The sequence below is a fragment of the Actinoalloteichus hymeniacidonis genome (genome assembly GCF_014203365.1).
In the GTDB taxonomy this organism is placed as follows: Bacteria; Actinomycetota; Actinomycetes; order Mycobacteriales; family Pseudonocardiaceae; genus Actinoalloteichus_A; species Actinoalloteichus_A hymeniacidonis.
In genome coordinates, this window is sequence record NZ_JACHIS010000001.1 from 1,977,911 (window position 1) to 1,991,166 (window position 13,256).

At 69.0% G+C, this 13,256-nt stretch carries 16 protein-coding genes; 8 read left to right on the plus strand and 8 right to left on the minus strand.

Features of this window, described 5'->3' with window-relative positions; translation table 11 throughout:
* Positions 1-106 precede the first annotated feature (106 nt).
* The 5 genes from BKA25_RS08870 (at position 107) to BKA25_RS08890 (ending at position 5,816) form a co-directional block, all read left to right on the plus strand.
* Positions 107-490 (plus strand): hypothetical protein, encoded by a 384-nt coding sequence (locus BKA25_RS08870; RefSeq protein WP_069850669.1) that lies wholly within the window; start codon positions 107-109, stop codon positions 488-490.
* Positions 483-2,093: a sensor histidine kinase gene (locus BKA25_RS08875; RefSeq protein ID WP_084643744.1), complete on the plus strand. Its 1,611-nt coding sequence runs from the start codon at positions 483-485 to the stop codon at positions 2,091-2,093. Before BKA25_RS08870 ends, BKA25_RS08875 begins: the two co-directional genes overlap by 8 nt.
* The gene (locus BKA25_RS08880; RefSeq protein ID WP_069850667.1) at positions 2,090-2,749 is read left to right on the plus strand and encodes a response regulator transcription factor; all 660 of its coding nucleotides are present in this window, start codon (positions 2,090-2,092) and stop codon (positions 2,747-2,749) included. The genes BKA25_RS08875 and BKA25_RS08880 overlap by 4 nt, the downstream gene beginning before the upstream one ends.
* A gap of 200 nt (positions 2,750-2,949) precedes the next feature.
* Complete coding sequence (locus BKA25_RS08885; protein WP_084643230.1) at positions 2,950-4,515, plus strand: SLC13 family permease; 1,566 nt, start codon at positions 2,950-2,952, stop codon at positions 4,513-4,515.
* Positions 4,516-4,631: 116 nt separating this feature from the next.
* The gene (locus BKA25_RS08890) at positions 4,632-5,816 is read left to right on the plus strand and encodes a glycerate kinase family protein (RefSeq protein ID WP_084643228.1); all 1,185 of its coding nucleotides are present in this window, start codon (positions 4,632-4,634) and stop codon (positions 5,814-5,816) included.
* Positions 5,817-5,892: 76 nt separating this feature from the next.
* Here the strand turns inward: BKA25_RS08890 and BKA25_RS08895 are convergent, their stop codons facing one another.
* From BKA25_RS08895 to BKA25_RS08910, 4 genes are all read right to left on the minus strand, one after another.
* Positions 5,893-6,099, minus strand: a complete 207-nt coding sequence (locus BKA25_RS08895; protein WP_311734461.1) for a DUF397 domain-containing protein — start codon at positions 6,097-6,099, stop codon at positions 5,893-5,895.
* Between the two features lie 68 nt (positions 6,100-6,167).
* The gene (locus BKA25_RS08900) at positions 6,168-6,638 is read right to left on the minus strand and encodes an NUDIX domain-containing protein (protein WP_311734462.1); all 471 of its coding nucleotides are present in this window, start codon (positions 6,636-6,638) and stop codon (positions 6,168-6,170) included.
* Positions 6,639-7,001: 363 nt separating this feature from the next.
* Positions 7,002-7,199: a DUF397 domain-containing protein gene (locus BKA25_RS08905; protein WP_084643224.1), complete on the minus strand. Its 198-nt coding sequence runs from the start codon at positions 7,197-7,199 to the stop codon at positions 7,002-7,004.
* Complete coding sequence (locus BKA25_RS08910) at positions 7,177-8,049, minus strand: helix-turn-helix domain-containing protein (RefSeq protein WP_084643222.1); 873 nt, start codon at positions 8,047-8,049, stop codon at positions 7,177-7,179. Before BKA25_RS08910 ends, BKA25_RS08905 begins: the two co-directional genes overlap by 23 nt.
* Before the next feature lie 203 nt (positions 8,050-8,252).
* Here BKA25_RS08910 and BKA25_RS08915 point away from each other — a divergent pair, with 203 nt between their 5' ends.
* The 3 genes from BKA25_RS08915 (at position 8,253) to BKA25_RS08925 (ending at position 9,219) form a co-directional block, all read left to right on the plus strand.
* The gene (locus tag BKA25_RS08915; RefSeq protein WP_157421163.1) at positions 8,253-8,501 is read left to right on the plus strand and encodes a hypothetical protein; all 249 of its coding nucleotides are present in this window, start codon (positions 8,253-8,255) and stop codon (positions 8,499-8,501) included.
* Positions 8,502-8,627: 126 nt separating this feature from the next.
* Positions 8,628-9,026, plus strand: a complete 399-nt coding sequence (locus tag BKA25_RS08920; protein WP_069850662.1) for a hypothetical protein — start codon at positions 8,628-8,630, stop codon at positions 9,024-9,026.
* A 16-nt stretch (positions 9,027-9,042) separates the two neighbouring features.
* Positions 9,043-9,219: a hypothetical protein gene (locus tag BKA25_RS08925; RefSeq protein ID WP_157421162.1), complete on the plus strand. Its 177-nt coding sequence runs from the start codon at positions 9,043-9,045 to the stop codon at positions 9,217-9,219.
* Positions 9,220-9,346: 127 nt separating this feature from the next.
* On the opposite strand, the gene BKA25_RS08930 is transcribed toward BKA25_RS08925, so the two are convergent.
* The 4 genes from BKA25_RS08930 to BKA25_RS28350 all read right to left on the minus strand — a co-directional run bounded on the left by BKA25_RS08930 (position 9,347) and on the right by BKA25_RS28350 (position 13,237).
* On the minus strand, positions 9,347-9,673 hold the full coding sequence (locus tag BKA25_RS08930; RefSeq protein ID WP_069850660.1) for a type VII secretion target: 327 nt from the start codon (positions 9,671-9,673) through the stop codon (positions 9,347-9,349).
* 62 nt (positions 9,674-9,735) lie between these two features.
* On the minus strand, positions 9,736-10,341 hold the full coding sequence (locus BKA25_RS08935) for a YbaB/EbfC family nucleoid-associated protein (protein ID WP_069853865.1): 606 nt from the start codon (positions 10,339-10,341) through the stop codon (positions 9,736-9,738).
* Positions 10,342-10,385: 44 nt separating this feature from the next.
* Positions 10,386-11,177: an ESX secretion-associated protein EspG gene (locus BKA25_RS08940; RefSeq protein WP_069850658.1), complete on the minus strand. Its 792-nt coding sequence runs from the start codon at positions 11,175-11,177 to the stop codon at positions 10,386-10,388.
* Positions 11,178-11,215: 38 nt separating this feature from the next.
* Positions 11,216-13,237, minus strand: a complete 2,022-nt coding sequence (locus tag BKA25_RS28350) for a WXG100 family type VII secretion target (RefSeq protein ID WP_084643220.1) — start codon at positions 13,235-13,237, stop codon at positions 11,216-11,218.
* Between the last annotated feature and the right edge of the window lie 19 nt (positions 13,238-13,256).

Below are 13,256 nucleotides of genomic sequence, written 5' to 3' on the forward strand. Positions count from 1 at the left end.
GGTTCCCTCCTTGGCGTTCCGCACCCGGTGGCGGCTGCCTGCGCGAATGAAAAGTTCTTCATGTCTATTTCAGTGCTCGGTGTCCGGGATCTGAGAGGGTCCGGATATGAGCCGCTCCTCCACGGTGCTCGCCTTGGTCGCCGCCTTCGCGCTACCGCTCTGCGCGGTGGCGGCGATCCAACTGCTCGACGGCCCCGCTGAGCCGTCGCCGAGCCCCGCCGTCGTCCGCGTAGGCGAGTCGCACACCGTCCCCGCCCCCACCACCGAGAACTCACCGGGTGAGTCCGGGGGCGCGGGCCCGGACCCCGATGCCGACTCGGACCAGGACTCGGGTCCCGGCGACGACTCCGACGAGGCGTCCGCCGCCGTGCCGCCGCCCCCACCACCTCCGGTGGACGCCGACGATGACGCGGACGACTGGGACGACGACGAGTTCGACGAGCCCGATGACGACGATGACGACGACGATGACGACGACCCGGATGACTGACGGGCCGACCACCGCAGCGCCGTCGCAGACAGGCTCCTCGGCGGGCACCTCGGCAGGCATCGAACCGAACCGGGCGGAACCGGCCCGCGAAATCGGCCCACCCGCCGCGACACCGAGGACCGACGGCGATCCCACGCCTAGGCCGCGCGCCCGAGGTGCCTCCGCGCGGGTGCGGATCATGGCCTGGCTGGTGCTCGTGATGGCCTCCGGGTTGATCACCATCGTGCTGGTCGTGCGTCAGCTGCTGCTGAACAACATCGACCAGCAGGTGACCAGGGTGCTGGCGCAGGAATCGCAGGAGTACGCCGCCTTCGCCGCCGCAGGCCGCGATCGCGCGGGCTCGATCATCACCGAACCCGATGAACTGCTCGATCTCTACCTCGGCGCTCAATATCCCGACGAGTACGAGACCCTGATCGGCGTCACCGAGGGCCCCAACGGGTTGGATGCCTCGCGGCAGGCCCACGAGTCGATGCGGGACGTCCCGCTGAGCGACGAACTGCTCCGCTCGATCATCGACACCCCGGCGGGTTCCGGCAGCGTCGAGATCGCGGCGGGCGAACTGCGCTGGTTGAAGGTCGGCACCCGAGGCCCGGCCGCTGCGGACACCGACCCGGTGGACGCCTGGTTCATCACCGGATACCTGGTCGAACCCTCCCTACAGGAGACCGACGCCACGCTGCGCGCGTTGACCATCATCGGTGCCGGTGCGCTGCTGTCCGGCGCGGGCATCTGCTGGTTGGTCGCCGGGCAGATCCTCGCCCCGGTCCGCGAGGTCCGCCTCGCCGCAGCCGCGCTCACCGAACGCGACCTGACTCACCGGCTGCCGGTGCACGGACGCGACGACATCGCCGCGCTCACCGAGCAGTTCAACGCGATGCTCGACCGGTTGGAACGGGCCTTCCGAACCCAACGGGAGTTCCTCGACGACGCCAGCCACGAACTGCGCACGCCGATCACCATCGTGCGCGGCCACCTGGAACTCCTGGGCGACGACCCCGTCGAACGCGCCGAGGTCATCCGGGTCTGCACCGACGAACTCGACCGGATGTCCAGGATGGTCGACGACCTGCTGCTGTTGGCTCGTTCGGAGCAGCCCGATTTCGTGACGCCGTCCTGGACCTCGATTCCCGAGCTGAGCAGCGACATCGACAACAAGCTGCGCAGTCTCGCCGACCGCCGCTGGATCCTGGAGTCCATCGGCGAGGGCGAGGCGTGGATCGACCCGCAACGCACCACGCAGGCGGTCCTGCAACTCGCCCAGAACGCCGCCGCACACACCGAACCGGGCTCCGCGATCAGGTTCGGCTCCGCGCTGACCGAGGAGACCGCCTCGTTCTGGATCACCGACACCGGGCCGGGCGTGCGTGCCGAGCACGCCGAGCGGATCTTCCAACGGTTCGCCAGGGGCGCGGGCGAGCACCGAGCAGGCGGTGCCGGACTGGGACTGGCCATCGTGAAGGCGATCGCCGACGCGCATCACGGCAGCGCACACCTGGTCTCCCAACCGGGCCACGGCGCGACCTTCGGTCTGTCCCTACCCGCGAAGCCCTACGAGGAGCCCGGCGCCCAGCCACCGCATGACGAGGGAGACCGACGATGACCCGCGTACTGATCGCCGAGGATGAGGCGCGGATCGCCGCTTTCATCGAGAAGGGCCTGCGGGCGAACGGTTTCGCCACCACCGTCGTCGGCGACGGTGCCTCGGCGCTGGCCGCCGCGACCTCGGGCGACCACGATCTGATGGTGCTCGACATCGGTTTACCCGGCCGGGACGGCTTCGACGTCCTGCAATCGCTGCGCCGGGGCCGGATCACCATCCCGGTCATCATCCTGACGGCCCGGGATTCCGTGCACGACACGGTGGCCGGGTTGGAGGGCGGCGCCGACGACTACATGACCAAGCCGTTCCGGTTCGAGGAACTGCTGGCCAGGGTGCGACTCCGGGTGCGCGGGGTGGAGCGGGCGCCGGATCTGTCGGTGCTGCACGCCGGTGACCTCTCTTTGGACCTGCGCACCAGGCGGGCCCGGCTGCCCGGCGGGCTGGTGGACCTCACGGCGCGGGAGTTCGCCCTGCTGGAGCTGTTCATCCGCCATGCGGGCCAGGTGCTGTCCCGGGAGCAGATGCTCTCCCATGTCTGGGGCTACGACTTCGATCCCGGGTCGAACGTGGTGGACGTCTACGTGCGCACCCTGCGCCGCAAGCTCGGCGCCGAACGGATCATCACGGTTCGGGGCATGGGTTACCGCTTCCACTAGAAGCGGTCGGGCGCTGCCGGCTAGGCTGGTGGACGCGTTGTCGACGAAGCGGTGTGGGCCCGCCGGTCAGCGTCTCGCACCGCACTCCTCGGACCCGTCGCGCGGCCGCGAACGGGCCGGGCCGCCGCGCAGAACATGAATGAAAAGTCTTTCATGATCTGTTCACTCTGACATCAGTCCGCAGCCACACAGTGGTCGACGTGACCGACGACTGCGACCGAGACCCACCGCTCACCTACTACGCGACGACACCGCCCCCGAGGCCGGTCGCGCGGACGAGCAGTGCTCTCGGACCGCCCGCATCGGCCACCGGCGACGCCCGGCCCGCCCGGCCGCGCCGCCTCCGCGCCCTGCTGGGGCCTGCGGCCGCCGCCACCGCGCTGATCCTGCTGTACGTGCTGCTCCCCGGCCCGGAATCGGGGCTGCCCGCCGAGGGCCGCATCACCCTCGTGGTGTTCGCCGCCGCCGTCGCGGCGTGGACCTGCACCCGTTGGGACGACGCCTTCGTGGCGCTCACGGCGGCGCTCTCGCTGACCCTGATCGGCGTACTGCAGTCCGACGATTTGTTCGGGGCGCTGGGCGGCGAGGTGATCTGGCTGTTGATCGCCGCCTTCGTCCTCGCCGCAGGCCTCACCCAGGCCGGCGTGCCCGCCCGGATCGCCGTGCTCTTGTTGGCCAGAGCCAGAACCGTGCGTGGCCTGGTGCACCTGCTCACGCTGGCCCTCGTCGTCAGCGCGCTGCTGGTGCCCGCCACCTCGGGCCGGGCCGCCCTCGCGCTGCCCGTGTTCCTGGCGTTGGCCAAGGCACTTCCCGAGCGTGAGCGGGTGATCCGCGCCCTGTCGCTGGTCATCCCCACCGTGATCCTGCTGTCGGCGGTGGCGACGCTGACCGGCGCCGGAGCCCACCTGATCACCGTCGAGGTCCTCCGCGCCGCCACCGGAACCGGCATCGGTTTCGGCGCCTGGCTGCTGGCCGGGCTTCCGCTCGCCGTCGTCAGCTCGCACCTCGCCGCCGAACTGGTACTGCTGCTGATGACCAGGAGAGCAGACCGCCGGATCCGGCTCGACGACATCGGCGCCGCCGAGCTGGCCGCCTCGGTCCCAGGCCAGACCGCGCCCGGTCTCGATAAGCGAGGCAAGCTGAGCCTGGCGATCACCGCCGTGGTGGTACTGGCCTGGTGCACACAGGATCTGCACGGCGTGCAACCGGCCGTGGTGGCCCTGATCGGCGCCCTGGCCGTGGCGGCCCCTCGGATCGGCATGGTGTCGCTGGGCGCCGCGCTGCGCACGGTGCCGTGGTCGCTGCTGATCTTCATGTCGGCGACGGCCGTGCTCGGCGCCGCGCTGCTGGACTCGGGCGCCGCAGGCTGGTTGACCGCCGCCGCCCTCGGCGGCCTGGCCACCGACGGCGACTCGGCCCTGGTCTTCCTCATCGTCGTGGTGCTGATCAGCGTCGCCGCCCACCTCGTGCTGCAATCGCGTTCGGCGCGTTCCTCGGTACTGATTCCGCTGCTGGTGCCCGCTGCGGGCGTTCTCGGCCTGAACCCGGCGGCGATCGCCTTCGCCTCCACGGCGGCCGCCGGGTTCTGCCACACCCTGCCGTCCTCGGCCAAACCGGTCGCCATGTTCGCCGACCTCGGCGAGACACCGGGATTCGAGCGTCGGGACCTGCTTCGGCTGTCGATCTTCCTCGCCCCGTTGCTCGCCGCGTTGGTGACCGCGTTCGCCTGGTTCGTCTGGCCTTACCTCGGTTTCCCGCTGCGGTGACATCCCGCCGGGTCCACCGCGCGCCGACCCATCGGCGCCGACCGGCCCGCGCCCACCCCGAACTCACCCGGTGCCGCCCCGAAAACCGGGTTCCCTGCACAACAAGGAGAAAGTCCATGTCCATCACAGTCGGTTCGGCGCCCCTGCGCATCGTCGTCGCTCCCAGCGGCTTCAAGGAATCCCTGGACGCCGAATCGGTCGCCGAAGCCATCACCGCAGGCGTGCGCCGCGTGGTTCCCGACGCGATCGTCGATTCGATCCCGCTGGTCGACGGAGGTGAGGGCTCCGCGCGCACCCTCGCAGCCGCCACCGGCGGCACCGTGATCCCGATGACGGTCACCGGCCCGATGGGCACCCCCGTCGACGCGCATTTCGCCATCCTCGGCGGCCCCGGACCCCGCCGGGCCGTGGTGGAGATGGCGGCGGCGGCAGGCCTTCGGTTGGTGCCCAGGGAATGCCGCGACCCCGGACGCACCACCACGCGAGGCGTCGGCGAACTGATTCTCGCCGCCCTGGACCACGGTTGCAGGCAGATCCTGATCGGCTGCGGCGACTCCGGAACCTGCGACGGGGGAGCGGGCGCGCTCCAGGCGCTCGGCGTGCGACTCACCGACCGGGAAGGCCGGACGATCGGTCCGGGCGGCGCGAACCTCACCGAGGTCCACCACATCGACGTCACCGGGCTGGACCCACGACTGGCCGAGACGAGCATCGTGCTGGCCTGCAACCAACACAACCTGCTCACCGGACCCGCAGGCGTCGCCCGCGTCTTCGGACCGCAGAAGGGCGCCGACGCGGCACAGACCGAACGACTCGCCGCCGCAATGGACCAATGGTCCTCGGTACTGGCCGAACACTGCGGCCGGGACCTCGGTTCGGCACCGGGCAGCGGCGCCTCCGGCGGCCTCGGCGCAGGCCTGGCCGGTGTGCTCGGCGCCCGACTCCGACCCCGGTTCGAGGTGCTCCTGGACCACGTCGACCTGGACGCGGCCCTGGCGGGCGCCGACCTGATCATCACCGCCGAGGGCGCCATCGATTTCCAGACACCACGCGGAAAGGTGCCCGCCGAGGTGGCCCGGCGGGCCAAGCCCTACGGCAAACCGGTGATCGCCCTAGCGGGCACCATCGGAAGGGGAGCCCGCGACAACTACGCGGCGGGCATCGACGCTTTCGCAGGCATCCTGGCCGCCCCCGTCGAGTTGACCGAGGCCATCGCCAGAGCCGCCGAACTGATCACCGACGCCACCGAACGCACCCTGCGTTTGGTCCTGGTCGGCGCCGCGATGCACCGGGCGGCGTGAGGACGGGCGGGGTGGGTTTCTGACCGAGATCGGTGCGCCTCCGACCACGGTGGTCGGGGGCGCACCGCCCGCGCGCTCAGCCGAGCCGCCCGGCTTTCACCGCCGTCAGTAGGGCACCGAAGGCGGCGCTCCCGACGACGAGCGTCCCGCCTTCGCGGTTCTTGGTGTCCCGGATACCGACTAAGCCGGGGGCTTGGCCGATCTCGACGCAGTTCGTTGACTCTCCTGATCGCGAGGACTTCCTCCAGCGGCCGGGTCTACGGGGACCGGTCATAGAGCTCATCTCCTTGACGGTGGGGGTCTGCGTGCGCCGCGATGAGACGGACAGCAGGCTATCTATCCCGGACCGCCCTAGTTGATTCCAAAAGGAAGGTCTACCAATACGGCAGAGCGGTTCTCCAACAAGAAGTCACGGACAACGGTGGGCTTGAGGTCGTATTCGCCCAGCCGCTCCAACGGGATCCGCTCCACCTCGTAACCACCTCGGTGAACGTCAGTGTGCTCGTCACCGGTCCGCAACGACTCATCAAGGGTGATCAGGCTGGCCGCGAAGAAGTACTGCACGCTCTGACCACCCTCAGCGACGGACGTGACGAGGGTCAACTGCTGCCCGATCACTGCCTTCGCGCCGAGCTCTTCCAGCAGTTCACGCTCCAACGCGGCCTCGCGACTGACATCCCCAGGCTCGATACCCCCGCCCGGCGTCGTCCAGTATGGCGCTACCCCAGCCTTGGTGCGTTTGATCGTCACCAGCCGGAGTTCGCGATCGATCAGCACAGCACGAGCCGACCGCCGTACGATTGGCACCACCGTTGAGTTCACCGTGATCTCCCTGCCACCGAATTAGTTCCGCGCAATTTCTTACGGCGCCGTAGGAACTTTCAGCCTGCCACTGCCTTCGTCAGCAGTGCGCACCACCTTTAGCGGAATCGAGCTGTCGGTAGGCGATCGGCGATGCTGGCTCGGCTGTCAAGGTCAAGGTGGGGCCGGGGATCCAGGTTTTCGCCAGGCCACGGCGACCACATCCAGCGAGCGCACCGGCAGACTCCGCACCCGGATCGACCGCATGACGAATAGCGCTACTGGGTCTCGCTTGTCGACTACCCGATGCTCGCCGAGCGCGGTGCTGTTCTGCCACCTCCGGACGAGTGGCGGCCGTTCATGGGGCGAACGGCCGCCACTGGTTCACTGCAGCTTGTCAGCGCGGATCGCTGTGAGAAACGAGCGGAACGCGGCTGGGGAGACGACGAGCGTGCCGCCGTCCCGGTTCTTGGTGTCTCGGATGCCGATTAAGCCGGGGGCTTGGCCGATCTCGACGCAGTTCGTTGCTGTGGCCGATCGCGTCGATTTTCGCCAGCGGCTAGGTAGGCTCATGAAGGTCATCTCCTCGACGGTGGTGGTCTGCGTACCTCGTGATGAGCCGGGCGGACTCCTCAGTGCTCATCGCGACGGCCAGCAGGCTATCCCGTGCCTTCAGAAATGATCTTGTGTCACTCCGTCGGTGCAAGAACGTTCCTGAGTCGACGTGCTCCAAATGCAGTACCGGAGTCGCCTCGGCGAACTCCATCAGAAACCACCCACCTGACAGTGCAGGGTGATATCCGGCGCTCACCGGAATCACCCGGATATCGACATCCGAGCGGTGACTCATCTCCACCAGGTGATTGCACTGTTCAGCCATCACCGCCCGCCCGCCGATCTGTCGGACCAGTACCGGCTCGTCGATGATCGCCGTGAACTGCGTGTCCGACTCGGCGAGCATCCGTTGTCGAGCCATCCGATACATGACTAGGCCATCAACCTCTGTTGGTGAAACGCGTTCAGGATCTGCGGACATGATCGCCCTTGCATATCCCAACGTCTGGCACAGTCCTGGGACGAGGAGCGGGTTCACGTCAGTGATTGCCACCGCGTCGCGCTCGTACTTGATCAATGTGGACAGATGGGGCGAGGTGCCCTGATGGTGCAGTGCGGACCACGCCTCGCGGTCGACATCCCGGGCCATTTCGATGATGCGGTCTCGAACATCGGGCGCTGCTCCGATCGCACCGAGGATCGTTGCCACTTCGTTTTCTTTGGGGACTCTGGCACCACTCTCGGCACGCGAAATCACGCTGTGGTTGACCCTTAACCGCCGTGCGATCTCGCGCACTGTCAGCTTGTTCTCGGTTCGCGCGGCCCGAAGGGAATCGGCGAGGGCCCGGGCTCGCGGGGAGCGGTTAACACTGGGCATTGCACCACTGTAGCTGCACCAGAGGTATTGGTTCACCTGCTTGAAGCCGTTTCACATTTGCCTGCTTGGTGAAACGAATGAACCATCGGTGCTGCACCAGTTCGCATGTCATTCGGAGTGAGCCCATGACCGCAGTCCTGATCATTCTCACCTCACTCGGCGCTTGGTACGCCGGGCTCCAACTCTTCTGGGCGGTGTCCTAGATGACCGCTCTGCTCGCGGGCCGACTGCCCGCTTCGGCACCGCCGATTCGCCGCTATGCCGGGGTGTTTCGTCGGTTGGAACACCGTCTCGATCCGACGTATGGGTCGGTGGCCGTCGCGGTCTGCGGCGCGATGGTCAAACGCATCGGACCCGCCGACGTCATCGAGTCCTGCCCACTCTGTTTTCCCTTGGAGCAGTCGTGCCCGATTTCCACCGCACACCACGCCGTATCCCAGCGGGGGCGGTAGTCCGATGACCGAATCCCGACCATTGCCCCTGTTCCAGCGCACCGGAGACGTCCGGCGATTGCGGGCCAAGCGCATCCGTCCCTACCTCGACGCCCCGATCCCGTGCCACACCTGCGGAGCACGCCCGTGAACCACACCCGCCCGGCCACGCCATGCGTGGTCACCGTCCTCGCGCACACCCACACCGGCCAACCCGAATCCCTCGTGCTGATCACCGAGACGGCCACCCGCTCGGTCACCCTCGCCGTCAGAGGCCGAGGAATCGCGACCCTGACCGCCCGCGCGGCGGAGAAGGCCCGGCAGATCCTCGGCACCGAACGCCCCACCGCAGCCCTGGAACTGCCCGTACTGGGCCGAGGCCGTCAGACCGCGACCCTGCGCATCACCGTCCACGGACCGCACGTCCAACTCGCGCTGCTGACCGGCTCCACCTGCACCCACCGGTGGCGCATCCACTCCCGGCCCGCGTTCACCAACGCGCTCGACACCTCGATCGACCACCTGCTCGTCGACCACCACACCTGAACGGGACGGACCACCGATGTTGAAGCCCTGGATGCACCAACGCCCCGGCGAGACCGACCGCGAGGTCATGCATCGCCGCTCCCGCACCTGCTACTACTGCCCCCGCGAGGATGCCACCGTCGACGAGAGCATCGAACACGAGAAGACCCACGAGACACCCGCCCGCAACGCAACCCCACCGCCCTCGAACTGACGGCCGTCGCGCGCAGTCCGGTTCGTCGGCGGCGACCCGCAAGACGCCCGACGCCCGCCGGATGCCGGGGCATCACGACGGGCGTCGGGTGGAAGAACAGCGGGCGGCGAACCGGATTGCGACCGGCTCAGGCCTGGATGCCGTCCATGGTGATCTTCTGGAAGGACTGCTGCGAGAGGTTGTCGGTCTCGTCGTACTGATCGGCCGTCGCCCGCACGTTCTCCGCGCTCGTGGTGACGCCCTCGACCGCGGCCTGTAGCGCCGCGATCCCCTCCTCCTCCATCGGATTGATGGTCGGGGGAAGGAACTGGCAGATCAGACCGTAGGCGTCGTCGGACATGCTGACCGTCTCCGCCGCCGAGATAGCGGTGTTCAACCGGTCGGTGAGGGCTTCCAGGTGGCTGGCGTGTGCCACCAGATCCTCGGTCACGACGTCGTAGGCTTCGCCGGCCATCGTGAACTCCTTTCGTGGCGTTGCGTCGGAGCTGCTCGGTTACCGCGTTGTCCGGCTTCGGATCAGTCCCGCAACGGGTCGGAATTCTCGTCCACGTCGTCTTCGTCGTCGTCGGCCCGATGACGCGGAGCGGGTCGCTGTGTCTGCGGCGACGGCGCCGCAGGCGGTGGTGCGAAGCCCGCCTTCGGCTGCTCCTCGTCGGCGGACTCGATCGCCTCCCACTTCTGCCCGGCCTCGTCATCGGCCGTGCTCTCGTCCTCCGGGGGAGGCACCGGGAAGCGGTCGCGAAGGTTGCCCAACAACTCGGCCCGAGTCTCGGCATCCTCGTCGCCCAGATGCTCGGACATCGTCTCGCCGACCTTGGCGGCGATCTCGGATTGAGCCCGCTGCATGGTCGACAGGACGAGACTCGCGATCGAGGGCAGCGGCATGGTGCGAATGCGCTCGCTGAAGACCAGGTCGGTCAGACTGCCATCGGCGCGGACCGTGGCCTGCACCGCGCCGTCGCTACTCGTGGCGGTCAACCGAATCTGCTCGGCCTGGACATGCGCCGCCTGGTATCTCTGCGCCTTCTCGGCGAGACCCTGTGCCCACTGGCCGATCCGCTGCTCGATCTCGGCGGGATCCTTGCTCATACCGACGAAACCACCGGTGCTCGGACCAGTCATCTCAACCTCCAACCTCGAAAGGCAGGCGACACCGAACCGCATCGTCAGCGGGCGCCGACGCCCGCTGCCTGCGACAGAACCTCCGCGATCCGGCTCTCGATACGTTCGCCGTCAGCGGGGGTCAGACTGAGCCAATCGTTGTCACGCACCATCAGGTAACGGCCCTGGTGGGTATCGAACCAGGTCACCAAGGTCGACAACCGACGAGACTGTCGCTGCGTGGCGCCACCGACGGTCACCCCGAACTGGCCGCCGCCCTTGCGATTGGCGGCCAGCTCGGCGAGCGCGGCAGCGTCGTCGGGGCTCATCCCCGCGTTGCGCAGCGCACGCTCCTCGTGTTCGTCGTCGTCGCCCCACGGGTCCTCGTCATCGCTGGGTTCGACCGCCGCCGTCAGCGCGCGGAGCGGGGCGGACATCGCCCACCCCGGTCCCGCGGCCTTGGACGGCAGCGTCCCGACGATCGAGCGGGCCAACGCGGTCGGTCGGATCTCGCCGAACTTGATCCGACCGTCGGTGAAGCTCGCCATCACGCCGAGTTCCCCGTTCGCGGCAACCAACGCCCGCAGCGCCCCGCCGGAGTGACCGACCGAGTCCACGGAGATCTGCGGGTGCGACAACACCCGCAGTAAGGCCTCGATCTCCGGCCGGATCCGACCGCCCTCGGCGATACCCCGGTCGGTCAGTTCGCGATACACCTCGATGGTGAGGGCATCGCGTTCCGCCATCGTCCCCCCGTTGCTGGGTACATCCAGCGGGTAGGGGATCCGACCGAGGTCGAGACCCGTCCACACGATGTCGAACTCGCGGGCGGACAACACGAATTCAGGAGCGCTCATGGTTGTAATCCCGTACCTGACTCTCGAGACGCGGCGAATTAGCTGTCGGCTTGCTTCTTGGGCTTGCGGTCACCGATCACGGCAGGGGGGAGGTCGTCGCCGAGCCGCTCGAAGACCTTCTCACCCTTGAGGTACGCGGGAGCCTTGTGTTCCTTGTCCTCGGACTCCTGCGCGCCACGGCCGGCCATACCGCCACCGCCACCGGCCATACCGCCGCCTGCCATGCCTGCACCGCCTGCACCGACACCCGGCATGCCGCCCATCCGGCCGCCCGCACCGGCGCCGCCCGCGCCGCCGACACCGGTCGAGCCGCTCGCACCCAGCGCACCGGGCGAGCCCGCCCCGCCGCCGAAGCCACCGGCCCCGCCACCGAAGCCACCGGCACCGCCGCCACCGGGGATGTTCGGGATGCCACCGGGACCGAAGCCACGGGGAGCGCCGCCACCGGCCCCGCCACCGAAGCCACCGGCACCGCCGCCGCTTCCGCCGCCACCGATGCCGGGCGTGTAACCGGGGCTGCCGGGGATGTTCGGAATGCTGCCGGGGCCGAAGCCCTTGGGCGGAATGCCGCCGGTGCCACCGGGGATGTTGCCGGTGCCGCCGGGCATGTTGCCGCCGATACCGGGCGTGTAGCCGGGGCTGCCGGGGATGTTCGGCATCGTGGGCCTCGGCGTGGGCGTGTAGTTGGAGCCGCCCGGACCGGACTGTCCCGGACGGGGCGGCATGCCGCCGATTCCGCCGCTGTAACCACCACCGCCGCCGCCGCCGATGCTGGGGATTGTTCCGCCACCGGGGGTGTAACCGGGGCTGGTCGGTGGGATCGAGCCACCCGGGATGTCGGGCATCTGCGGGGTAGGCGGCCGAACGCCCTGCGGGGTGACCGAGGGGCTGCCGCCGCCGCTCTGCGGACGGTATCCGCTGATGTCGGGCATCCCGCCGCCACCGATGTTCGGAACATTGCCCGGGTTCATGCCACCGGTACCACCGGGGATGTTCGGCTTGTAGCTGCTGGTGTCCGGCATCGAGGCGACCGCGGGCGCGCTCTGCGGGGTGATGTTCGGGATCTCGCCGGGGCTGCCGGGGATGCTGCCGCCACCGGGGATGCTGCCGACGCCACCGGCGCCGCCACCGGGCATTCCGGGGATGCTGCCGGGAGCACCGGGAACGCCGCCGCCGGGCATACCCGGTATGTCGCCGCCGCCACCGGGCACACCGCCGCCACCGGGGATCTCGGGCATCTCGCCCGGCCCACCGGGGCTGCCGGGGCCACCGGGGCCGCCACCGGGCATGCCGCCCGGCCCACCGGGTGCGCCGGGAACCCCGTTCGCGACCAGCGCCTCCGGGGCTCCGCCGTTCTCACTCATCGGCGTGCCCTGCTGCTGCGGGGTCATCAAGCCCATCGGTGCCATCGGCTCCCGTGCGGCCGTCATGGTGCCCCGCACCGGGTTCGGCGGCTGGACGAACTGCGGCGTCGATCCGTCGATGCCCTGGGAGTCGGACTCCATCTGGGCCATGACCTGGACTGCCTGCTCGTGGGCGTCGCGCGCCTGGCCGCTCTTCGTCTCGACATCGACGACCGCTGCGGCGAAGCCTGCGAGTCCGCCGGTGGCGAATCCGTTGACGAGAATCGCCTCGTAGTCGAACTCGACCGGCTCCGGCATGGCGGCCCTGGCGGTCTCCATGATGGTGCCCTGGTCGGCGATCTTGCTGCTGAGGTCGCTGGCGGTCTGCGATGCGGAGCCGCTCCACTCGGCGAGCTCGGTGATCGCACCGCGCGCTGCCTGCGCGGCGTTCCCGGTCCAACCGTCCTCCACCGCGACGAGCTTCTCGCCCATCGACTGGGACGACTCGGAGATCTCGTCGGCGATCTGCGACCACTCGGTGGACAGCTCGCCCGCCGCGCCCGGGTCGTTGTTGGTGTGGATCGACTCGTAGAGCGTCTTGTGGCTGTAGGAGCTCCAGTTCTGGGTGTCGGTCAACACCAACTGGTTCTCCTCCGGGACCGAAGCATTCGGCCTGCGCCCCCGGCTCGCGGGCACCGCTGCGTCCTCTACGTACATCGGATGTCTGCCTCTCGCT

Bases quoted from the DNA above. Each gene is read 5' to 3' on its own strand.
- BKA25_RS08870 (WP_069850669.1), top strand. From the start codon at position 107: ATGAGCCGCTCCTCCACGGTGCTCGCCTTGGTCGCCGCCTTCGCGCTA.
- BKA25_RS08875 (WP_084643744.1), top strand. From the start codon at position 483: ATGACTGACGGGCCGACCACCGCAGCGCCGTCGCAGACAGGCTCCTCG.
- BKA25_RS08880 (WP_069850667.1), top strand. From the start codon at position 2,090: ATGACCCGCGTACTGATCGCCGAGGATGAGGCGCGGATCGCCGCTTTC.
- BKA25_RS08890 (WP_084643228.1), top strand. From the start codon at position 4,632: ATGTCCATCACAGTCGGTTCGGCGCCCCTGCGCATCGTCGTCGCTCCC.
- BKA25_RS08895 (WP_311734461.1), bottom strand. From the start codon at position 6,099: ATGAGCTCTATGACCGGTCCCCGTAGACCCGGCCGCTGGAGGAAGTCC.
- BKA25_RS08905 (WP_084643224.1), bottom strand. From the start codon at position 7,199: ATGACCTTCATGAGCCTACCTAGCCGCTGGCGAAAATCGACGCGATCG.
- BKA25_RS08910 (WP_084643222.1), bottom strand. From the start codon at position 8,049: ATGCCCAGTGTTAACCGCTCCCCGCGAGCCCGGGCCCTCGCCGATTCC.
- BKA25_RS08915 (WP_157421163.1), top strand. From the start codon at position 8,253: ATGACCGCTCTGCTCGCGGGCCGACTGCCCGCTTCGGCACCGCCGATT.
- BKA25_RS08925 (WP_157421162.1), top strand. From the start codon at position 9,043: ATGTTGAAGCCCTGGATGCACCAACGCCCCGGCGAGACCGACCGCGAG.
- BKA25_RS08930 (WP_069850660.1), bottom strand. From the start codon at position 9,673: ATGGCCGGCGAAGCCTACGACGTCGTGACCGAGGATCTGGTGGCACAC.
- BKA25_RS08935 (WP_069853865.1), bottom strand. From the start codon at position 10,341: ATGACTGGTCCGAGCACCGGTGGTTTCGTCGGTATGAGCAAGGATCCC.
- BKA25_RS08940 (WP_069850658.1), bottom strand. From the start codon at position 11,177: ATGAGCGCTCCTGAATTCGTGTTGTCCGCCCGCGAGTTCGACATCGTG.
- BKA25_RS28350 (WP_084643220.1), bottom strand. From the start codon at position 13,237: ATGTACGTAGAGGACGCAGCGGTGCCCGCGAGCCGGGGGCGCAGGCCG.